Source organism: Enterocloster clostridioformis (assembly GCF_020297485.1).
In the GTDB taxonomy this organism is placed as follows: Bacteria; Bacillota; Clostridia; order Lachnospirales; family Lachnospiraceae; genus Enterocloster; species Enterocloster clostridioformis.
In genome coordinates this window covers 488621-509147 of the sequence record NZ_JAIWZC010000001.1, presented here as the reverse complement: position 1 = coordinate 509147, position 20527 = coordinate 488621, and the positions used below count along the sequence as shown (strand labels likewise).

Genomic DNA, 20527 nt, shown 5'->3' with positions numbered 1-20527 from the left:
GACAGAAACCGTATAGAAGGCTGTACATGAGGGTAAGTCTGCAACACAAGATGAAGCCCGATAGCTACACGGAATCGTGTACAGTAAATGCGGCAGATAGATGGAGGGAAAGAAACGTGTGGTACCCAGGGAGGTCTGTACGGAATGCTCTGAAAGGAGTAACCATTGCCGAGAGGTAATGCTGAGCGTACAGAAGTCAGCAGAGGTCATAGTAGCTGTTTTCAGTGAAGGACCGAATCAATAGGAGTCTTTAGTACGACAGGGAAAGGAGGAATGGGCAGATGGGTACAGAAAACAGAGAAAGCTGCTCGCAAAGAGATAGCGCGGAACGCAAAGGGTATGTGAGAGCGCACCGCTCATTCAACCGGATATGGAAGGAAAGAGACAGTGCAGAGCCAGACATCTTAAGTAAGATACTGAACAAGGAAAATCTGAACAGGGCTTACAAAAGAGTGAAGGCAAACAAGGGAGCGCCGGGAGTGGATGGAATGACCATTGAAGCGGCGTTACCATGGCTGAGGGAGAATAACTATGAACTGGTAGAGAGAATCAGGAAGGGGAAGTATACCCCATCTCCAGTCAGGCGTGTGGAGATTCCGAAGCCGGAGGGAGGGATACGAAAGCTTGGTATCCCCACCGTAATAGACCGTATCATCCAGCAGGCAATGCTTCAACAGCTCATGCCAATCTACGAACCATTGTTCTCGAAAGACAGCTTCGGCTATCGTCCGGGACGAGGAGCAAAAGACGCCATTCTCAGGATAAAGGAGTATATCGAACAGGGATACACGAGGGCAGTAGTTCTCGACTTATCGAAATACTTTGATACGCTGAACCATACGATACTGCTGAACCTGTTGAGGAAACAAGTAAAAGACGAAAGAGTGGTGCAGATGGTGAAGCGGTACCTGAAAAGTGGAGTGATGGAAAACGGTGTTGTGACAGAAACGAAGGAAGGCTCCCCGCAGGGAGGAAATCTATCCCCACTCTTAGCAAACGCGTATCTGAATGAGTTCGACTGGGAGTTCCACAGACGGGGCGTACCGTGTATCCGCTATGCAGACGACATCGTACTGCTGGCAAAGAGCGAACGGGCGGCAGAACGACTGCTGGAATCCAGCACGAAATATCTGGAGGCAAGGCTGAAACTGAGAGTGAATCGGGAAAAGAGCCGAACGGTCAGTGTGTTCGCAATCCAAAATTTTAAGTTCCTTGGTTTTTGTTTTGGGAAGAACGGAACAGGGACCTATATCCGTGTCCATGGAACGTCATGGAAGAAAGCCAAGGAGAAACTGCGCAGGCTTACTTCCCGGAGCAGGTGCGGGAGTATCATCCGAACCAAGGAAAAGATAAAAGTCTACATGAGAGGATGGCTGAACTACTATGGGATAGCGGACATGAAGAAAAACATCGAAAGCCTGAATGGATGGTTGTACCGCCGGATACGGATGTGTATCTGGAAACAGTGGAAACTGCCCAAAACCAGAATGAGGAAACTCATAGGACTGGGAGTAGACAGCCATTATGCGGCAACAATAGCCTACGACCGCAAGGGATACTGGTTCAATGCCGGAAACAAGGCGGTCAACTGGGCATTAAGTAAAGAAAGACTGATAAACTGGGGCTTTTATGACTTAGCCGCAGTCTATCAGTCTCTGCACACCAACTATTGAAAGCGCCGTATACGAGAACCGTACGTACGGTGCTGTGAGAGGACGGCGGTTAATCACCGCCTCCTACTCGATTATCCATATCCATATATACGGCGCACGTACCCTATCCTTCCATAGCGCGACCTACAGATACATTTTCCTGTCTGTTTTCCTTTTTCCCTCCGGTCCTATGTAGACAGAGTTATCAAGGGCCGGGACCGGATACGAACCGTGTAAATCGGTATCAGGGCCTTCCATCCGGCTTCCCCCGCCTTTCCAAATATGTCCCCTACTTATCAGCAGGCACGATTTCCAGCCAGTAACCGTCCGGGTCCTTGATGAAATAAATTCCCATGCCAGGATTCTCGTAGCAGATGCATCCCATCTCCTCATGGTGCTTGTGGGTGCCGTCAAAATCATCCACATGGAATGCCAGGTGGAATTCGCACTCTCCCAGATCATATGCTTCCTTCCTGTCCCGCAGCCAGGTCAGCTCCAGGGTAAAGTCCGTCACTCCGTCTCCCAGGTAAACCAGCTTAAAGGAACCGTCCGAAGCGTTCTTCTCTCTCACCGGTTCCAGGTTCAGCGCCTCTTTATAAAAAGCAAGGCTCTTCTCCAAATCCAGTACATTAAAATTAAAATGGTTAAATGTAATCATAGGTTGCTCCTTTCTCTTTTAAAAAACCGGCCTGCACCGCAGGATGCAGACCGGCAATTGTTTCATACGTTTAGTTTTTGGGAACCATCACTTCCATGCCGCCCATGTAAGGACGCAGCACTTCCGGTATCTTCACACTGCCGTCCGCCTGAAGGTTGTTCTCCAGGAAAGCAATCAGCATACGCGGAGGCGCCACCACGGTATTGTTCAGGGTGTGGGCCAGATACTTTCCTCCGTCCTCTCCCTGTACGCGGATTCTCAGACGGCGGGCCTGGGCATCTCCCAGGTTGGAGCAGCTTCCCACCTCAAAATACTTCTTCTGTCTTGGGGACCATGCCTCCACGTCCACTGACTTCACCTTAAGGTCAGCCAGATCGCCGGAGCAGCACTCCAGAGTGCGGACAGGAACATCTAAGGAGCGGAACAGATCCACGGTGTTCTGCCACAGCTTATCATACCACATGGGGCTTTCCTCCGGCTTGCAGACCACAATCATCTCCTGCTTTTCAAACTGATGAATACGGTAAACGCCTCTCTCCTCAATTCCGTGGGCGCCCTTCTCCTTGCGGAAGCAGGGGGAATAGCTGGTCAGTGTCAGGGGAAGCTGCTGCTCCGGCGTAATTGTATCAATAAATTTACCAATCATGGAGTGCTCGCTGGTACCAATCAGGTACAGGTCCTCTCCCTCAATCTTATACATCATGGCATCCATCTCGGCAAAGCTCATGACGCCTGTGACCACATTGCTGCGGATCATAAAAGGAGGTACACAGTAGGTAAATCCGCGGTTAATCATGAAATCCCTTGCATAGGAAATCACTGCGGAATGAAGTCTGGCAATATCGCCCATCAGGTAATAGAAACCGTTTCCCGCCACTCTTCTGGCCGCGTCCAGATCAATACCGTTAAACCGCTCCATAATATCTGTGTGGTAAGGAATCTCAAAATCCGGTACCACGGGCTCACCGAACCGCTCCACTTCCACGTTCTCACTGTCGTCCCTGCCGATGGGCACGGTTGGGTCGATGATGTTGGGAATGGTCATCATGATTTTGGTAATCTTCTCAGAAAGCTGTCCTTCCTTTTCCTCAAGCTCCGCCAGACGCGCGGAATTGGCGTTGACCTCCTGCTTCACGGTCTCTGCCTCATCCTTCTTCCCCTGGCCCATCAGCATGCCTATCTGCTTGGACAGCTTGTTGCGGCTGGCCCTTAAATCATCGGCTTCCTTCTGTGTGGCCCTTGCCTCCGTGTCCAGTGAAATCACTTCGTCCACCAGCGGCAGCTTGCTGTCCTGGAATTTATTCTTAATGTTCTGCTTTACAATGTCCGGGTTCTCTCTTACGAATCTTAAATCTAACATGGTATTCCTCCTGGATTTCCTTGATATAATACCTTCCAATTCTGGACAGGTATTCCTGTACTGTTAAAGAGTATATAACATTTTACCATGAAATAAAAGCCCTTTTTCTGTTTTTCCTGCTGCTGTTTTCCTGCTGCTGTTTTCCTTCCGCCTCCCTGCTGTACCGGCATACGCCGTCCACGTAAGTGGCTTCCACCGGAATGCCGGCCAGCTCCTCAGGAGAGGTCTCAAAGGGATTGGCTCCCAGTATCACAAAATCTGCCAGCATCCCTGGCGCAATCCGCCCCTTCACTTCTTCCTCAAAGGATGCGTGGGCGCCCTCCACGGTAAAGGAATCCAGGGCCTGCTTTATATCCAGTGCCTGTTCCGGTAGGTATGGGCCCACATGGTCCTTCACCGTTGTCCTGGTGACCGCGCACTGTATTCCCTTCATCACATCCGGCAGCTCTACCGGGCAGTCGGAGCCGTTGGAGGCATGGGTGGTTTCATAAAGGGTCCTGAAATGATAGCTGGACGCCGCCCTCTCCTTTCCGATTCGTTCCTCCACGATGTGGATGTCATAATCCAGGAAAATAGACTGGAAGTATGCGTGCAGGGACAGTTTCGCAAATTTATCAAGCTGGTCCGGCCTAGTAATCTGGCAGTGGACAATGCCGTGCCGGTGGTCCTTTCTGGGACACTGGGAAAGGGCCTTTTCGTAGGCTGCCAGGATATCATCCAGAATTCCGTCCCCTATGGCATGGACGGCCACCTGCATCCCATGGGAATTTGCATATCCCACCATGTCCTCGAACTGCTGTCTGGTGAAAATGGGAATTCCCCGGGTGGAGGCATCGTCTGCATAGGGCTGGCTGAGATAGGCGCTCCTGGCTCCCAGGGAACCGTCTCCCAGCATTTTAAGGGGACCAATCTTAAACCAATGATTTCCCCAGCCCGTGTTATATCCTTTTTCCACGAATCCCTTCAGCGCATCCAGATTCGTAAACTGGGACTGTTCATAAACCCTGACTGTCATTCTTCCCTCTGCGTCCAGTTCCCGGTATGCTTCCAGCACCCGTTCATAGGGCACATTGTTAAAAGCCAGCAAATCGTCTGTCTGGGATGAAGTGACTCCATAACGGTTGAGAGCCTTGGACGCTGCCAGTATCATTTCCTTTATGTCCTCTTTGGCGGGCTCAGGCAGGCATCCGTAGATCAGGTCCATTGCATTTTCCCGGAATATTCCGTTGGGCTCCCCGCTTTCGTCCACCTCATAGAGCCCGCCTTCCACCTGGGGCGTGTTTCCTGTGATGCCTGACAGATGAAGGGCCATGGTATTCACCACACAGGCATGGCCGCAGGTTCTTGTGAGGCAGATAGGGTAATCTGTGGATATCATATCCAGATCATGACGGTTGGGAAACCGCTTTTCATCCTCAAAGTAATCGTGATTCCATCCCCTGCCCCTTACCCAGACGCCGGGCTTTGGGGATTGTTCCCGGATAAATTGCTTCATATATTCCTTCATCCCGGCCAGGGAGTGGGTGTGCTGTGACAAATCCGCTGCGCGTAAGGCATTTCCATAGTTCAAAAGGTGCATGTGGGAATCATTAAAGCCCGCGCACACAAACCTTCCCTTTAAGTCCTTTACTTCATCTCCTGATTCCTTCATGGCCAGGGCGTCCTCGTCGGTGCCTGCGCAGACGAACCTTCCATCCTCCACCACAAAGGCCTGGCACAGGGGAAGCTCCCCTGTGTATACGGCTCCATTCCGGTATATTGTCCTCATGTCGTCCCTCTCCTTATTCCGTCTTCTCCAGCTTCTTTTTATCCTCATAGAACAGCGGCATATCCCTATCTTCCAGTGTTCCGATATTCATATAGCGGGCCTTGTAATCCTTCAGAAGCCTGAAATATGTGCCTGACAGGATAAGCACGACGAACACATTGATGAAAGTTGGGATACCGCTGGTGATGTCCACCAGGGTCCATATGCTCAAATCACCTACATGAATCAGGTAAAGGGTAAGTAAAAAGGGAGGAAGGGCATAAAAATACTTAAACATGCGCAGCAGCCATTTCTTCACCGTGGGATGGTTCATGGCCAAATGACGCAGGGTCGCCTCATAGTACACATACCAGCCTCCGGAAGTGGTCACGGAGAAAATCACCATGGCGGCCGTCATAAACACGGTGCCGAAAAATCCCAGATTGTGCTGGAACACATTGAGGGCAAGAGTTGCATTGGTTGCCCCGGAGGTCCATTCACCGGTAATCAGCACGCTGAGCGCTGTAATAGTACACACAATAAAGGTGTCCACAAATACCTCAAAGGAGCCCCAGAGTCCCTGCTCCACGGGATGGCGTGTCTTGCTGGAGGCGTGGACCATGGGGCTTGTACCCCAGCCGGCCTCATTGGAATAAACGCTTCTCTGCATTCCGGTGGCAATGGCCTTGGACACCGTGACTCCGGCAAATCCGCCCATGGCGGCTGTACCCGTAAAGGCCTGGGTAAAGATGGAGCCAATGGTGGGAATCAGGTTGCCGATGTTCAGCACAATGATTAGCAGGCCGAAAATCAGGTACCCCAGACTCATAACCGGCACCAGCTTCACAAATATCTTGCTCAAATTCTTAACGCCTCTCCAGATCAGGGCATAGATAAACACCACCAGCAGCAGGGATGCCAGTTCCTGGGGAATGCCAAAGGACTGGGCCAGCACTTCTGACGTGGTAAAGTTGGATGCGCTGATAAAGAAGGTGGAGAATATGCCAAGGCCGAACACAAAGGCCAGAGGAAGCCATTTCTTACCCCAGCGGCGCTCCTCCCCAAGACCGTACTCCATGTAATAGGTAGGTCCTCCGTATGGATTTCCCTCCTCGTCCGTACGGCGGTAATACACGGCCAGAGTAACCTCCACCTGCTTAATCAGCATGCCCATGAAGGCTGTCAGCCACATCCAGAGCACTGCTCCAGGTCCGCCTGTGGTGACGGCTGTCGCCACTCCGGCGATATTGCCAAAGCCCACAGAACCGCCTACAGCCGTTGCAATCGCTTCATAAGGGCTTAAAAGTCCCTTGTCGTTTTCATCGGCGGCATGGTCCTTTCTCAGGATGCATCCAAGGGTCCTCTTAAAGATGTACCCCAGGTGGCATACCTGGAAGAATCTGGATCGGACCGTCACGTAGATACCCGTAATGATGATGAGCGCAATCAGAGGAGGCCCCCATATGATTTCACCGTTTAACCAGTTTAAAAATTCTGTCATTTTCTTAATTCCCCCTATTGGTTCTGGATTGCGATACCATGGCGGCCCATGGGGCACTGCCAGACACGTTCCGGCACTGTACAGAAAAAGCAATGACCCCAGGCCATTGCTTTCCATAATCATGTATCTGCTTAAGAAAATCCAGCCAATAGCGCCACCACTTTAAAAGTGAGAGTATGCAGCCTGTTTGACTGCATCCCAACACATTCCGCCGGCAGACAGAATCTGTTTCGGCAGTAATCCCTTTCCCTGTGTTCTCCGGCCTGCCGGCCTCCGGGACAAAAATCCCCGCTGTCGGCCACCCTGTGGATGGCATCCATTATCACACAGATACTAATGCTTACCGCGCCTCTATCGCATCCTATATTTTAACATTGCCTTAACATCATACTATTTAAAGCTGAAGCTGTCAACGTTTTTCAACATTTCCCGGCCCGCCCTGACTGTCCGGACTGTCTGCGCGTTCCGCCAGCTTTCCCGCCTCATGTCTGCTGTCCGCCGCGCGGACCAGCACACCCATCAGTTCCTCAAAGCACACGCCATTGGCAATGGGGATGTCAAGCTCCTCCGACCTGGCGATGCAGGCTTTTACAAATGAGGCCGCCAGACGCACAGCGCTGTCCAGGCTCCATCCCCTTACGGCAGCAGCCGACACAACGGAGGAAAATACATCCCCTGTTCCCGGCCGCTCATGGCCCACCCGCCTGGTTCTGGGGAAAGCTGTCCTCTCGCCCTCTGCCACCACATTCATGATGAAGCCGCCCTGGTTTACACCTGTAATGACCACGCATTCCGGTCCCATGGCCTGGATTTCCCCGGCCAGCTCCCCCAGCTCTTTCCTGCTCCATCCATCCCTGCGGTAGGTCCGTCCGGTCAGGATACACGCCTCTGTCAGGTTTGGAGTCACGATATCACCCATGGATACCAGCTCCTTCATACGGCTGCACATAGCCGGTGTATAGGTGGCGTAGGTTTCCCCGTGGTCCCCCATAATGGGGTCTATGATTACCTTTGTGTCTTCCTGCCTGAACTGCCGTATGACATCCATCACAATCTCAATCTGTGCTTCGGAACCCAAAAAGCCGCTGACAATGCCGTCAAAGGTCAGCTCCAGCTCCTTCCACTTGTGAATAAACTCCCCCATCTTCTCCGTATAGTCGTCAAAGAAATAGACAGGAAAACCTGTGTGGTTGGATAAAATGGAGGTGGGTATGGGGCAGCACTGGACCTTCATGGCAGATAAAATGGGAATAGCCACTGTCAGGGAACAGCGGCCGTATCCGGATAAATCATTAATCATGGCAATCTTTTTCTGTCGGTAAACACTCATGTCAAATCTCCTGTCATCTGAACCGGTCAAAAAGTCCGGCCCTTATAAGTGTACTGCGAAGGGGCATGTAGATGACCACCGCCGCAACGGCAGACATCACCGCATTGATGGAGGTGGAGGCAACGTTCCAGGCCAGCACCAGCTCCGCTGCCGGTTTGCCCAGAATCGCCAGCTTGTAATAATAACCCACCAGCGGGTCAAATATCACGTTGAACAGCAGACCGCAGACAGAGGCCGCCACCGCGAAACGGAACACATGGCCCTTATCAGAGCTCTCATTGATTCTGCCGATTTTGTGGGCCACCAGACCGGTTATCAGGCCGATACAGAGCTTTAGCAGGAAGGTCTTTGGCGCGTATACCACATAGATGGGGTCAAATAAATCCCCAATGGTCATTCCCAGGGCCCCGCCCAGTCCGCCGTAAAAGCCCCCTAATATCAGGGCTCCCAGGACACAGACCGCGTTGCCCAGATGGATGGAAGTGGCGTCGCCTCCGGGAAGGGTAATCTTAATCTGTAAAAATGTAAAAACCACATAGGATAATGCCGCAAACAGGCCGGTCAGGGCCAGCTTGTAGATACGGCCGTCCTCCAGGCCCCTATGGCCTGCTGTCACTGCACTGGATGTCTTCATATAAATTCTCTCCTCATATTGTATATTTCTCTCTGCATCAACTGCATTCATTCATGCCACCTATGGTATCACTAAGGTGGAATGTTTTAAATATCCAGTTTGAGAAGTTTTGGCCAGTCCAGTTTTATCAAAAACAAATGTTTCTATCAGAGTTGTCAGTCGTGGGATTCCACCACAATCAGAACCCCGTCCGTGAAGGTAATGGTACCTTCCTCCCCCGCAAGCTCATTGCTGATGCAGAGACTTGTCCCTATCTCAATGTCCTTCTCATGGAGAGGATACTTAAAGCCGGTGAGAGTAATGCCTCTGACCTCCTGGGTAAGCGGCAGGAAGGAAATATAATTTCCCCAGGCCTCATTCCTCTTAAAGGTCCGTTCCCCGTCAATAAGGTAGATACGGTTCTGGCTGTCCAGGATATATGCCTCCATTCCCTTTTGCAGGCAGGGAAACAGCAGATGGATGTTGCCCAGCGTATGGTCCATGCGGCCGCCGGTGGCCCCCAGCACCACCACCTCGGAGCATCCCGTGGCCTGGGCCTTTAAGAGGGCCAGCTCCGTGTCTGTCTCATCCTTTTCCGGCTGGCGGGCATCCCATACAATATGTTCCATCCTCCTGTAATATGCCAGTACCTCCGGCTTTACCGTGTCAAAATCACCCACTATCATATCCGGTTCCAGTCCCAGGGCTTTCACGGCCTCCAGTCCCGCATCCACCGCAATGATTTTATCAAATGTTTCCTGTCCCAAAAAAGAACCGGCGAAGGACAGGTCCAGTTTTCCGCCGGTTATAATCAGACAACGCTTCATTTCTCATATTCCTTTAAAATATCCATAAATTCTCTTGTTCTGGCAGACGGGTCCCGGCCAAAAACAGCGGAACCAGCCACAAATATATTGGCGCCCGCGTCTATGATTTCCCGGACATTTCCCGCATTTACGCCGCCGTCCACCTGGATGTCCGTCTTTAACCCCTGCTCATTCAGCATGTTCCTGAGTTCGCGTACCTTGTTAAGGGTATAAGGGATGAACTTCTGGCCTCCGAAACCGGGATTCACGGTCATGATAAGAACCATGTCCAGCTGCCCGAGGATGCACTCCAGGGAACGCACCGGAGTGGCGGGATTTAAGGCAACGCCGGCCTTCAGTCCGGCTTCCTTAATCTGGTTCACCACACGGTCCAGATGTGTGCAGGCCTCGGCCTGGACTGTTATGACATCCGCCCCGCAGTCCTTCATATCCTCCACATAGCGTCCCGGCTCCTCCACCATCATATGCACGTCAAAAACAGCCCTGGTGCAAGGGCGCAGGCTCTTGATTACCGGCATGCCGAAGGAGATGCTGGGCACAAAGGCCCCGTCCATCACATCCAAATGAAGATACTCGGCGCCTGCCCCGTATACCTCCTTCACCTGTTCCCCCAAGCGGGTAAAATCAGCCGCAAGAATAGACGGCGCTAATTTGTAATACATGTCTAGTACCTCCTTTTATTTTTCAGCTCCTCATACATAAGGATGTAATTGTCATACCGGCTGCGGCTCAGATCCCCCCGTTTAAGGGCTTCCTTCACGCCGCAGACCCGCTCTCCCACATGGACGCATCCCAGGAATTTGCACTCATCCTCATATGGCCCGAACTCCGGGAAATAATGTTTCAGTTCTCCGGGTTCCAGAAAGTCAATGAACATGGAACTGAATCCCGGTGTATCCATCATGTAGGTTTTCTCTTCCACATAAAACAATTCAGAATGACGGGTGGTATGGCGTCCCCTCTCAATCTTGCGGCTGATATCTCCTGTCTCCATGGCAGCCTGGGGCTGGATGCAGTTGGTCAGTGAGGATTTTCCAACGCCCGAGGGTCCTGCCAGCACCGAGGTTTTTCCTCTGAGAAATTTTCTCATTTTTTCCAGTCCCGTATCGTCGTAGGTGCTGACAAAGTGGACCTCATACCCTGCCCTCTCATAGATGGCGCGGTACTTATCCACAAGCCCGGCCTCCCCCAGATCAACCTTGTTAAAACAGATGGTGACCGGCACGCTCTGAATTCCCATCATCACCAGAAAACGGTCCAGAAGATTCAGATTGGGTTCCGGATGGGTGATGGCAAACACTACCAGGGCCTGGTCCACATTTGCCACAGCCGGACGTATGAGAACGTTGGAACGGGGAAGGATGGCGTCAATATTGCCTTCCTTCTCCTCCTCATCCAAAACAGAAAACTCCACATTGTCCCCCACAAGGGGTTTGATTTTGCGGCTGCGGAACACCCCCTTTGCCTTGCACTGGTACACATGGTTCCTGCCGTCATTGACGTAATAAAAGCCTGCAATTCCTTTGATTATCTTACCTGTCATATACGCCTCTTATCCTACCGGGAAAAATGCCACCGGATAGGACTTGATTACTGTTAAATTATCTGCATCCACCACTTCCACCATACCGCTGTCCACGCCGTACGCCCCCTTGATTCTGGGGAATACCACGGGTACGGTCTGGGCGCCCACAACCAGCCTTGGACTCATAAGGGTCGTATAAACAGAAGCGCCCTCATCATTGGTCTGGTTCAGGCGGATCAGCACACGCACGCTGCTGGTCTGGGAAGCCGGTCCTATATAGTTGCTCAGGGAACATGCCTCGTCAATGGAGCCGATGTAATACCGTTCATCTGAAGCCTGGGTCTGTGCAGGCTTCCCGCTGACCACATAGTCCACTGCCGTGCCCGGTGGAAGTATGGTTCCCGGAAGCTCTGACTGGCTGATAACCAGGCCCTCCTCCACCGTATCGCTGGCTTCCGCGGTTACATTGCCTGTTAAGAGTCCTGCTCCTGCCAGAAGGGCGTCCGCCGATGTGGAAGTCTGTCCCTGAAGATTGGGAACCCGTCCCTCCACGTTCTGTGAACCCTTGCTCACATAGAGGCTGACGCCCTCGCCCACCTTCACCACCTGAGGGCTGAAACGAATCACATTGCCCTTTATGACAGTGTCGCTGTTCTCCTCTTTGACCTCTACAGTCAGTCCCTTCTGCTCCAGCAGAAGCCTGGCATCCTCCCCTGTCATCTGGGTCAGGTCCATGGCATTTAAGTCCACCTTATCGCTTCCCTTGCTGATGGTCACTCCCACGGTACTCCACTTCTTCACCACCGTTCCTGCCAGGATATCCTGGCCCATAACCTGGCCTTCCGCATAGTTATCGGAATACTCGCTGCCTGTGACCTCCATCACCAGGCTGCTCTCCTTCAGTTTTTCCCTGGCCATATCCTGGGGCAGTCCCAGGACGCTGGGCATATTTATCTGGTCCTCCGTGTTGATGTCCACCACGGTGGTGGAACCTTCGGTGGTCATGGCAACGGTCTCTGTGGCTGGCTTACTGCTGCTCTGCCTGAAAAGCCCGGTGAGCCGTGAAAATACAAACAGCACCACCGCCACGATAATGATGGCAGCCACGATGCCAAAGGCCGTGATGATGCGCTCAAACTGAGTGCTTACATCATCCCCATCATTCTTTTTCCGGGTGTGGATGCGCCCGTCTTTTTTGTGCTGATCCCTGGACCGTTTCCTGTCCGGATGCTCCGTCTGTTCCTCCTCCGGTTCCTCAAGGGTCTCCTCAGGATAGGTCTTCCTGCCTCCTTGGATGCTGTTCAGCTCTTCCCTTGTGATGGGCCTGGTCTTGCCAAACTCATCCTCTTCCCCGTCCTTGCGGGCATAAATGTCCGCGTCCGGGTCCATCAGGGCGGTACGCAGGTCCTCAATCACATCCGCTACACATGAATAGCGGCGGTCCGGGCGTTTCTGGGTACATTTTAATATAATCTGCTCCAGGGCGCGGGACATGTCCGGCACGCACTGGCTGGGCGGTGTCACCGGTTCTTCCAGATGGGCCAGGGCCACCGTAACCGTGTTATCCCCCTCAAAGGGTACACGCCCGGTTACCATCTCATACATGGTGATGCCAAAGGAATAAATGTCGCTGCGCTCGTCGCAGTAGCCGCCCCTGGCCTGCTCCGGCGAAATATAGTGGACAGAGCCCACAGCCGTAGCGTTCATGGTCTGGGAAGACACGGCTCTGGCAATGCCAAAGTCAGCCACCTTCACCTTGCCGTCCCTGGATATAATCATGTTCTGAGGCTTGATGTCGCGGTGTATGATGTGCTGTTCATGGGCAGCCGCAATGCCCTGGCCCACCTGAAGGGCGATTCCAATGGCTTCCTTGCTCTCCAGATAGCCCTTGTTCTCTATATAATTCTTAAGGGTGATGCCCTCAATCAGCTCCATGACAATATAATGGTACACATCCTCATCCACAACATCATAGACATTTACAATATTTGGGTGGGACAGGCGCGCCGCTGACTGGGCCTCCATCTTGAACTTGCTTACAAAATTCTCGTCAAAGGCAAATTCCTCTTTTAATACCTTGATGGCAACCAGACGGTCCAGGGTATGGCACCGTGCCTTATACACCACGGACATGCCGCCTGAGCCAATGCGTTCCAGAATCTCATAACGGTTCTGGAGATATGTTCCGGGAGTTAACATACGCCTGCCTCCCTTCCTGACGGATTTACAAGTACCACCGCAATGTTGTCAACGCCTCCCTGACGGTTGGCCGCCTCTATAAGAAGGGCTGCCTTTTCCTTAAGGCTTCCCTCTCCTGTGATGATGTCATACATGGACTGGTCCTCCAGCATGTTGCTGAGACCGTCGGAACAGAGCAGGATGTAATCCCCCTCCTCCAAATCCACCTCAAAAAAATCCGGCTCCACTTCCCTGCCGATTCCCAGAGCCCTGGTGATGATGTTTTTGCGCCTGTTGTAATCCTCGCTTCCTCTTCTCATCTGGCCGATGGCCACCATCTCCTCCACATAGGAGTGGTCCCTGGTGATCTGCCGGATGGAATCACCGTGAATGAGATAGAGACGGCTGTCTCCCACATTGGCCACATAGAGGATATTGTCCTCCACCACGCCGGCTACCAGGGTGCACCCCATCCCTTTCAGTTCTTCCCTTTTTAAGGATTCTTCATACAGCATCCCATTCACAGCCTCGATGCCCTTTTTTAACTGCATGACAGGAGAGCCGTCCCCTGCCCTGTTTATGTATATCACCAGATTCTCCACCGCGAACCGTGAGGCATAATCGCCGGCCCTGTGGCCGCCCATGCCGTCTGCCACCAGAAACAAGTTAGGCAGGGAGCCCACCTTTTCCGGTGAGGAATAAATATAGTCCTGGTTCATGGTTCTGACCCGGCCAATGTCTGTCAAAGCGTATGCTTCCATGGTCATCCCTCTCCTTCCGTGCATTGGGGTGCTGCCGAAGCTTCCTTATAGCTTCTGCGCAGCTGGCCGCAGGCTCCGCCTATATCCCGGCCCATTTCTCTTCTAATAGTAACATTTATACCGTTTTTTTCAAGAAGATTTTTGAATTCCTGTATGGCCTTCTGGCCTGACTGGACGTAATCCCGCTCCTTGATGGGGTTTACCGGAATCAGATTCACATGGCCGTGCTGATCCCTGATAAGCTTCACCAAAGCCCTGGCCTCATCCAAATTGTCGTTGACTCCCCGCACCAGACTGTACTCAAAGGTAAGACGGCGGCCTGTCTTCTCATAATAGTAATGGCAGGCCTCCAGCACATCATGCAGTTTATAGGTGCCCGCTATGGGCATAAGGGTTTTCCTCACCTCGTCATTGGGCGCATGAAGGGAAAGAGCCAGAGTCACCGCCAGACCCTCCTGTGCAAATTTCCGGATGCCCGGAACAATCCCGCAGGTAGATATGGTAAGACTCCGCTGGCTGATATTCAGCCCCTTGTCATGGGAAACCAGACGCAGAAAGCGGATGACATTGTCATAGTTATCCATAGGCTCCCCTGACCCCATGACCACCACATTGGAAACACGTTCCCCGGTGATGGACTGGATCCTGTATATCTGATCCAGCATCTCTGAAGGACGCAGGTTCCGTTCCAGGCCGTCCAGAGTGGACGCGCAGAAACGGCAGCCCATACGGCAGCCCACCTGGGAGGAAATGCACACGGAATTGCCATGGTGGTACTGCATCCACACACTCTCAATCACATGGCCGTCCTCCAGGCCAAACAGGTACTTCCTGGTACCGTCCACCTGGGAAACGCGCTCATCCACCAGCTTCAGGCAGGTAAGGCTGTAATTCTCCTTAAGCTTCTGCCTCAGTTCCCTGGACAGGCTGCTCATATCGTCAAATTTCTCTGCCAGCTTCACATGCATCCAGTCATAAAGCTGTTTTGCCCTGAAAGATTTCTCTCCCAGGGCAGCCATCTGTGCTGTCACTTCTTCCAGTGTCATGGATTTTATATCTTTCTTTCCATTGCAGTCCAATAAATCCAGCATAAAAACTCTCATTCCTTTCGCTTCGCTTAGGCACAAAACAGTTATGAAATAGCAAGTTTGTGCTTCCACTATTTTATTTTTGATGTTAAACTCTCCTCAGACAGATACACTACAGAGCACGGAGGAGGAAGTAGAATCGGTTCCTCCATTTGGGATCAAGTCCGCATAAAAACATGTGTCGGCTGTCTTCTCAAGCACAAACCAGTGACGCCTTGAGCTCGTAACCTAATCATTGTCAAAGCAATTCCTTAGGTCTTTCTTTGCTGGACAGCCAGTCAATGTCTGTCTATTTTACTTAGGAGGGCTGTTTTATGTTATCTATCAAACACTTTGTCTGCTGTGGCATGGACGTTCACAAGAAATTTGTTGTCGCTACCATTGCTCTGACAGACTACAGGGGCGTTACTTCTTATGTTAAAAAGCGGTTCGCCACCTTCAATTCCGATCTTAATTCTTTGAAAAAATGGCTTCTTTCTTTCAATTGCACTGAGATCTGCCTCGAATCCACTGGTAAATACTGGATTCCAATTTTTAATATCCTGGAGGATTCCTGTCACGTTGTCGTTGCTAACCCCAAGTATGTCAGGGCTATCAAAGGACAGAAAACCGATGACAAAGACTCCGCCTGGATTGCGGATCTGTTTAAATTTGATATTGTTCCTTCCAGTTATATCCCCTGTAAGGAAATTCGCATGCTTCGGGAATTGTTCCGATACCGGCAGAAACTGATTGGCCACCGCAGCAGTGAGAAAAACCGGTTACAGAATGCTCTTACGGTTTCCAACATTGCCCTTGCATCCGTCCTCTCAGATACCTTTGGAAAATCAGCGACCGCCATCGTTGACTATATCCTGACCTGTGAGGTATTTGACCCCGAATACTGTAAATCCCTGCTTCTTAAAAAAGCAAAGGACAAGGCAGATGATGTTGTAACCTCCATAATCGGTTATGAACTGCGCCGTGACCAATCCGTTAAGATTAAGGTCTGCAGAAAGCATTTCGATGAAATCAATGAGTGCGTCTCCACTCTCGAAGAAACGATTTCCGACCTGGCTAAACCTTACCATAAATTTATCGAATTGGCTACTACAATTCCTGGAATTACAGAGCAGTCTGCCACCTTTATCATTGCTGAAATCGGGGTGGATATGGCGGTATTCAAATCCTCAAAACGTTTGTGCTCCTGGGCTGGGCTGGCTCCTGAAAATAACGAAAGTGCCGGTAAAAAGAAGAGCGTCCATGTTTCAAGAGCCGGGGTGTACTTAAAGCCTCTGCTGGTTCAGTGTGCAAATGCTGCCATCAAGAGTAAAAACCCTTACTTCAGATACAAATATGACCGTATAAAAAAACGTCGTGGTCATAAACGGGCAATCATTGCCATTGCACGCATGGTGTTGACTTGCATTTACCACATGTTCCAAAAGCAGGAGGTATTTAATCCTGCCGATACGGATTATTCCGCTATTCCTGAAGAAATGTACCGGAAATTTCAGGAACAGTATGACAGAAATGCCATCAAACGTTTAGAGAAACGAGGCTATATGATTACTCCTCCTGCTATGGCCTGATACCCTTTATTCCATAGGATCCTTTGGGGCGGCAGTTTACTGGTGCTCTTGTTAAGTTACGATTTTTTTGATTTTTTCTTTCAACCTAACTCCCTCCAAAACACGCTCTAAATCCCATCCGGGCCTGACTCACCCTCCGCACGTCTGAACACGCTGATGAAAAACCCGTCATAGGGATTCACCCCCGGCAGGAACTGAATCCAACCTTCCTTTAACGAGGACTCCTGAGGCAGGCCGCCAAACCGGTCTGTCAAATCTACCGGCACAAGCGGAAACCGCTCCCTTAACCAGGCGGCATTGTCCTGGTTTTCCAGCCTGTCAATGGTACATGTGCTGTAACATAGAAGGCCGCCCGGCTTCACATACTGCCAGACAACAGACAGGATCTCCCGCTGGAGTCCCGCCAGCTCCTCAAGCTTCTCAGGCGTCATGTTGTACTTGATGTCAGGCTTTCTCCCTATGATTCCCAGACCGGAACAGGGCAGGTCCGCTATGACAATATCCGCCTTCCCGGCGGCCGACGGATCCGGTTCCAGGGCGTCCCACACCAGGGTCTTCATGTTGGTCACGCCGCAGCGGGCCATGTTTTCCTCAATCAGGGCTGTTTTCTGGTATGTAAGGTCTCTGGCCTCCACCATCCCGGTGCCTCTCAGCTTATCCGCCAGGTGGAGGCTCTTTCCTCCGGGGGCAGCGCACACATCTATAATATAACTGCCTTTCTCCGGGGACGCAATCTCCCCCACAAAGGCAGAGGTCACATCCTGTACCTGTATCCAGCCCTTCCGGAAGGCATCCAGCCCCTCCAGATAATCGTACCCGTCAATGGCTATCATGGACTCCATGAAAGGCAGCTCCCTGACCAAAGTCCCCTGCGCCTTAAGGGAAGCCAGTATGCGCTCCCGGTCCGCCCTGTGCAGGTTGCACCTGACCCAGGTGGGCTTATCCTCAAGAAAAGAGGCGGCAATCTTCCCCGCCTTCTCTTTTCCAAATTCCTTTTCCCACATGGCGTACATCCACTCAGGGATACTGTACCTCAGGGAAGGAGTGTCAAAGGTCAGTTTCTCCTTTTCCCTGGAAATAGTCCGCAGCACACCGTTCACAAAGCCCTTGAGCCCGGAAAAATGACGTTTCACCGCCAGCTTCACCGCCTCATTGCAGACAGCGGAATCCGGCACGCGGTCCATATATAAAATCTGGTATACGCTCATCCGCAGAAGACTGCGGATGAACGGCTTCATCTTGTATATTTTTGTCTTGGAATACCGGTTTATGACTTCGTCAATCTGTATCAGGTATTCCAGTGTTCCTTCCACAGCCCGGGTGATAAAGGAACGGTCCGCCTTGCCCAGGTACTGGTACTTCTGCAGGGCCTGGTTCAGTACAAGGTGAACAAAAGCCCCCTGTTCCAGCACCTCCGTCAATATGTCCAGGACAATCTCCCGGTTTTCCAGTCCTCTGTCTAAGGTCTTTGCCATCTGAATATTCTCCTCTCAGGGCCTGTCTGAATATGAATTCCCACCCTAGTCATTCCTGCGGTTGCCAAATAATATCAGCAGCCGGAGAAGCTGAAGGATGGAGGCTGCCGCTGCCGCCACATAGGTAAGGGCTGCCGCGTTCAGTACCTTTCTGGTCTGTCCCACTTCCTGCCCCACCAGGATACCGGTGGAATCCAGAAGGTTCACCGCTCTGTGGGAAGCATCATACTCCACAGGCAGGGTCACCAGCTGGAACAGCACTGCCAGGCAAAACAAAAGGATGCCCAGATTCAAAAGGACAGAGCTTCCTCCCAGTAAAAGTCCAATGATAATCAGAGGCCAGCACAGCCGGGACCCCAGATTAGCCGCCGGCACCAGGGCCGCACGTATCCTCAGCGGGGAATAATCATTGGCGTCCTGCATGGCATGGCCGCACTCATGAGCCGCCACTCCGATGGCTGCAATGGATGTGGAATTATACACTGCGTCGGACAGGTTCACGGTCTTGCTCCTGGGGTCGTAATGGTCTGTCAGGTTACCCGGTACGCGGCGCACGGTCACGTCATAAATTCCCTGATTGGCAAGAAGCCTCTTGGCTGCCTCCGCGCCCGTCATTGCGCACATGCTCCTGACAGCGCTGTAGCGCTGATACGTGGAGTTAAGCTTGGCAGAGGCTGCCATGGATATGACTACGCCAATCAATATCAGCACATAGGTTGGGTCAAAATAAAACATAGGGTAAAACATCATCAATCACTCTCTTTCTTTACAAACACGTCCCCCTCCGGGATGGGATATCCGCGGAGAAAAGCCGGGGTGTCCATGCGTTTCTTTCCTTCCATCTGAAGCTCCCTGACAGACAGCAGGCCGTCTCCGGTACAGACCACCAGGCTGTGCTTATCCGAACACACGACTGTGCCGGGAGTAATCCCTGTTTCTGAGGGGACTCCTGATTCGGACAGAAAGGCGGCAGCTTCCCGGCCTGTAGTCACATCAGCCGACCATATCTTTATTGTCTTCCCATTCCACAGGGTATATGCACTGGGCCACGGATTTAATCCGCGAATCAGGCGTTCTATGGACACCGCGCTCTGATTCCAGTCAATATCCCCAAGGGACTTTGTCAGCATTTTTGCATAGCAGGTGCCCTCATCTGTCTGAGGCGTACGGACCAGAGTGCCTTCCTCCAGCTTCTTAAGCGTGGATAAAATCAAAGCTCCGCCTGCCAGGGAAAGCTTGTCATGGAGGCTGCCTCCCGTCTCCTTTTCCTCTATGGGGATTACCGTCTTTTCCAGCATGTCCCCCGTATCCAGGCCCACGTCCATCATCATGGTGGTAATTCCCGTCTCCCTTTCACCGTCTATGACACACCACTGGATAGGCGCAGCGCCCCGGTACTTCGGGAGCAGGGACGCGTGGATGTTGATGCAGCCGTATTTTGGAAGCTCCAGCACTGCCTTCGGAAGAAGCTGGCCAAAGGCTATGACCACGTACACATCCGCCTCCATCCCCTGAAGAACCTCCACAAAGGAGGCTTCCCTCACCTTCGCCGGCTGATACACCGGAATGCCGTATTCCATGGCCTGTATTTTCACAGGTGTCATCTGGACTTCCTTTCCCCTCCCCTTTGGCTTATCGGGCTGGGTGACCACTGCAATTACCTGATGACCGGCTTCCACCAGCGCCTTAAGGGCAGGCACGGAGAAATCCGGTGTTCCCATAAATACAATGCGCATAAACTACACTCCTATTCTGTGATTTCTTCCTCGTCGGCGGCTGTATCCACCAGTTCGCCTTCCACCAGCTCCACATACATCCGGCCTTCCAGATGGGCGCACTCATGGCAGATGGCTCTCGCCAGCAGCCCCTCGCCTTCCAGCTCATAGGGCTCCATATTTTCATTAAGCGCCTTCACCTTCACGTAGTTGGGGCGGGTAACAATGCCGGACTTGCCCGGCAGGCTCAAGCATCCCTCGTAGCCCGTCTGGCTGCCGTCGGCGGCTGTGATCTCGGGGTTAATCAGGACATACTGGTTCCCGTCATCCACATCAATGGTTACGATCTGCTTCAGCACTCCCACCTGGGGCGCGGCTAGGCCGCAGCCGTTGGCCTGGTACATGGTCTCAAACATATCTTCAATCAGCTCCATGGTGCGCTCATTCATCGCCTTCACGGGCTTACACTTCTTTGTTAAAATTTCGTCTCCCATAATTCTTATCTGCCGAACTGCCATCTCTTTTC

The 20527-nt window shown here is 52.0% G+C and carries 18 protein-coding genes and 1 riboswitch; of the genes, 2 read left to right on the top strand and 16 right to left on the bottom strand.

Going from position 1 to position 20527, the window contains the following annotated elements; all coding sequences use genetic code 11:
• Nucleotides 1-281 precede the first annotated feature (281 nt).
• A complete protein-coding gene (gene ltrA, locus LA360_RS02265; protein WP_112483052.1) occupies nt 282-1673 on the top strand; it encodes a group II intron reverse transcriptase/maturase in 1392 nt (463 codons plus the stop codon).
• Between the two features lie 268 nt (nt 1674-1941).
• Here ltrA and LA360_RS02260 read toward each other — a convergent pair whose 3' ends face one another.
• The 12 genes from LA360_RS02260 to rlmN form a co-directional block, all read right to left on the bottom strand.
• Nucleotides 1942-2310: a VOC family protein gene (locus tag LA360_RS02260; RefSeq protein ID WP_002564519.1), complete on the bottom strand. Its 369-nt coding sequence runs from the start codon at nt 2308-2310 to the stop codon at nt 1942-1944.
• 70 nt (nt 2311-2380) lie between these two features.
• Nucleotides 2381-3670, bottom strand: a complete 1290-nt coding sequence (gene serS, locus LA360_RS02255; RefSeq protein WP_002583417.1) for a serine--tRNA ligase — start codon at nt 3668-3670, stop codon at nt 2381-2383.
• Between the two features lie 82 nt (nt 3671-3752).
• Nucleotides 3753-5438, bottom strand: coding sequence for an amidohydrolase (locus LA360_RS02250; protein WP_057572809.1), 1686 nt, complete (start codon nt 5436-5438; stop codon nt 3753-3755).
• A 13-nt stretch (nt 5439-5451) separates the two neighbouring features.
• Nucleotides 5452-6918, bottom strand: a complete 1467-nt coding sequence (locus tag LA360_RS02245; RefSeq protein ID WP_057572810.1) for an alanine/glycine:cation symporter family protein — start codon at nt 6916-6918, stop codon at nt 5452-5454.
• 141 nt (nt 6919-7059) lie between these two features.
• Nucleotides 7060-7280, bottom strand: a riboswitch (Lysine riboswitch).
• A gap of 47 nt (nt 7281-7327) precedes the next feature.
• Nucleotides 7328-8248 (bottom strand): pyridoxamine kinase, encoded by a 921-nt coding sequence (locus tag LA360_RS02240; RefSeq protein WP_057572811.1) that lies wholly within the window; start codon nt 8246-8248, stop codon nt 7328-7330.
• A gap of 13 nt (nt 8249-8261) precedes the next feature.
• Entirely contained in the window at nt 8262-8882 is a 621-nt protein-coding gene (locus LA360_RS02235; protein WP_022202433.1) for an ECF transporter S component, read from the bottom strand.
• A 155-nt stretch (nt 8883-9037) separates the two neighbouring features.
• On the bottom strand, nt 9038-9688 hold the full coding sequence (locus tag LA360_RS02230) for a thiamine diphosphokinase (protein WP_002583422.1): 651 nt from the start codon (nt 9686-9688) through the stop codon (nt 9038-9040).
• Entirely contained in the window at nt 9685-10350 is a 666-nt protein-coding gene (rpe, locus tag LA360_RS02225; protein WP_002583423.1) for a ribulose-phosphate 3-epimerase, read from the bottom strand. Before rpe ends, LA360_RS02230 begins: the two co-directional genes overlap by 4 nt.
• Before the next feature lie 2 nt (nt 10351-10352).
• The gene (rsgA, locus tag LA360_RS02220; protein WP_057572812.1) at nt 10353-11231 is read right to left on the bottom strand and encodes a ribosome small subunit-dependent GTPase A; all 879 of its coding nucleotides are present in this window, start codon (nt 11229-11231) and stop codon (nt 10353-10355) included.
• Nucleotides 11232-11240: 9 nt separating this feature from the next.
• Nucleotides 11241-13412 (bottom strand): Stk1 family PASTA domain-containing Ser/Thr kinase, encoded by a 2172-nt coding sequence (gene pknB, locus LA360_RS02215; protein WP_057572813.1) that lies wholly within the window; start codon nt 13410-13412, stop codon nt 11241-11243.
• Nucleotides 13406-14152 (bottom strand): Stp1/IreP family PP2C-type Ser/Thr phosphatase, encoded by a 747-nt coding sequence (locus tag LA360_RS02210; protein WP_022202430.1) that lies wholly within the window; start codon nt 14150-14152, stop codon nt 13406-13408. Before LA360_RS02210 ends, pknB begins: the two co-directional genes overlap by 7 nt.
• 2 nt (nt 14153-14154) lie before the next feature.
• A complete protein-coding gene (rlmN, locus tag LA360_RS02205; RefSeq protein ID WP_002583427.1) occupies nt 14155-15243 on the bottom strand; it encodes a dual-specificity RNA methyltransferase RlmN in 1089 nt (362 codons plus the stop codon).
• Nucleotides 15244-15554: 311 nt separating this feature from the next.
• Here rlmN and LA360_RS02200 point away from each other — a divergent pair, with 311 nt between their 5' ends.
• Nucleotides 15555-16811 carry an IS110 family RNA-guided transposase gene (locus LA360_RS02200; protein ID WP_057572861.1) on the top strand — a complete coding sequence of 419 codons (1257 nt, stop codon included), beginning with the start codon at nt 15555-15557 and terminating at the stop codon, nt 16809-16811.
• 107 nt (nt 16812-16918) lie between these two features.
• Here LA360_RS02200 and rsmB read toward each other — a convergent pair whose 3' ends face one another.
• The 4 genes from rsmB to def are packed head-to-tail and all read right to left on the bottom strand — an operon-like array spanning nt 16919 to nt 20519.
• Nucleotides 16919-18286, bottom strand: coding sequence for a 16S rRNA (cytosine(967)-C(5))-methyltransferase RsmB (gene rsmB / locus LA360_RS02195; RefSeq protein WP_112483054.1), 1368 nt, complete (start codon nt 18284-18286; stop codon nt 16919-16921).
• 45 nt (nt 18287-18331) lie between these two features.
• On the bottom strand, nt 18332-19036 hold the full coding sequence (locus LA360_RS02190; protein ID WP_112483056.1) for a zinc metallopeptidase: 705 nt from the start codon (nt 19034-19036) through the stop codon (nt 18332-18334).
• Nucleotides 19036-20022 carry a methionyl-tRNA formyltransferase gene (fmt, locus tag LA360_RS02185; RefSeq protein WP_022202428.1) on the bottom strand — a complete coding sequence of 329 codons (987 nt, stop codon included), beginning with the start codon at nt 20020-20022 and terminating at the stop codon, nt 19036-19038. Before fmt ends, LA360_RS02190 begins: the two co-directional genes overlap by 1 nt.
• 11 nt (nt 20023-20033) lie before the next feature.
• A complete protein-coding gene (gene def, locus LA360_RS02180; protein WP_002583431.1) occupies nt 20034-20519 on the bottom strand; it encodes a peptide deformylase in 486 nt (161 codons plus the stop codon).
• Between the last annotated feature and the right edge of the window lie 8 nt (nt 20520-20527).

What these genes read in the sequence shown, in the direction of transcription:
- pknB (WP_057572813.1), bottom strand. Translation starts at nt 13,412, where the DNA reads ATGTTAACTCCCGGAACATATCTCCAGAACCGTTATGAGATTCTGGAA.
- rlmN (WP_002583427.1), bottom strand. Translation starts at nt 15,243, where the DNA reads ATGCTGGATTTATTGGACTGCAATGGAAAGAAAGATATAAAATCCATG.
- LA360_RS02210 (WP_022202430.1), bottom strand. Translation starts at nt 14,152, where the DNA reads ATGGAAGCATACGCTTTGACAGACATTGGCCGGGTCAGAACCATGAAC.
- LA360_RS02235 (WP_022202433.1), bottom strand. Translation starts at nt 8,882, where the DNA reads ATGAAGACATCCAGTGCAGTGACAGCAGGCCATAGGGGCCTGGAGGAC.
- rsmB (WP_112483054.1), bottom strand. Translation starts at nt 18,286, where the DNA reads ATGGCAAAGACCTTAGACAGAGGACTGGAAAACCGGGAGATTGTCCTG.
- LA360_RS02190 (WP_112483056.1), bottom strand. Translation starts at nt 19,036, where the DNA reads ATGATGTTTTACCCTATGTTTTATTTTGACCCAACCTATGTGCTGATA.
- rsgA (WP_057572812.1), bottom strand. Translation starts at nt 11,231, where the DNA reads ATGACAGGTAAGATAATCAAAGGAATTGCAGGCTTTTATTACGTCAAT.
- LA360_RS02260 (WP_002564519.1), bottom strand. Translation starts at nt 2,310, where the DNA reads ATGATTACATTTAACCATTTTAATTTTAATGTACTGGATTTGGAGAAG.
- rpe (WP_002583423.1), bottom strand. Translation starts at nt 10,350, where the DNA reads ATGTATTACAAATTAGCGCCGTCTATTCTTGCGGCTGATTTTACCCGC.
- fmt (WP_022202428.1), bottom strand. Translation starts at nt 20,022, where the DNA reads ATGCGCATTGTATTTATGGGAACACCGGATTTCTCCGTGCCTGCCCTT.
- LA360_RS02240 (WP_057572811.1), bottom strand. Translation starts at nt 8,248, where the DNA reads ATGAGTGTTTACCGACAGAAAAAGATTGCCATGATTAATGATTTATCC.
- ltrA (WP_112483052.1), top strand. Translation starts at nt 282, where the DNA reads ATGGGTACAGAAAACAGAGAAAGCTGCTCGCAAAGAGATAGCGCGGAA.
- def (WP_002583431.1), bottom strand. Translation starts at nt 20,519, where the DNA reads ATGGCAGTTCGGCAGATAAGAATTATGGGAGACGAAATTTTAACAAAG.
- LA360_RS02200 (WP_057572861.1), top strand. Translation starts at nt 15,555, where the DNA reads ATGTTATCTATCAAACACTTTGTCTGCTGTGGCATGGACGTTCACAAG.
- LA360_RS02245 (WP_057572810.1), bottom strand. Translation starts at nt 6,918, where the DNA reads ATGACAGAATTTTTAAACTGGTTAAACGGTGAAATCATATGGGGGCCT.
- serS (WP_002583417.1), bottom strand. Translation starts at nt 3,670, where the DNA reads ATGTTAGATTTAAGATTCGTAAGAGAGAACCCGGACATTGTAAAGCAG.
- LA360_RS02230 (WP_002583422.1), bottom strand. Translation starts at nt 9,688, where the DNA reads ATGAAGCGTTGTCTGATTATAACCGGCGGAAAACTGGACCTGTCCTTC.
- LA360_RS02250 (WP_057572809.1), bottom strand. Translation starts at nt 5,438, where the DNA reads ATGAGGACAATATACCGGAATGGAGCCGTATACACAGGGGAGCTTCCC.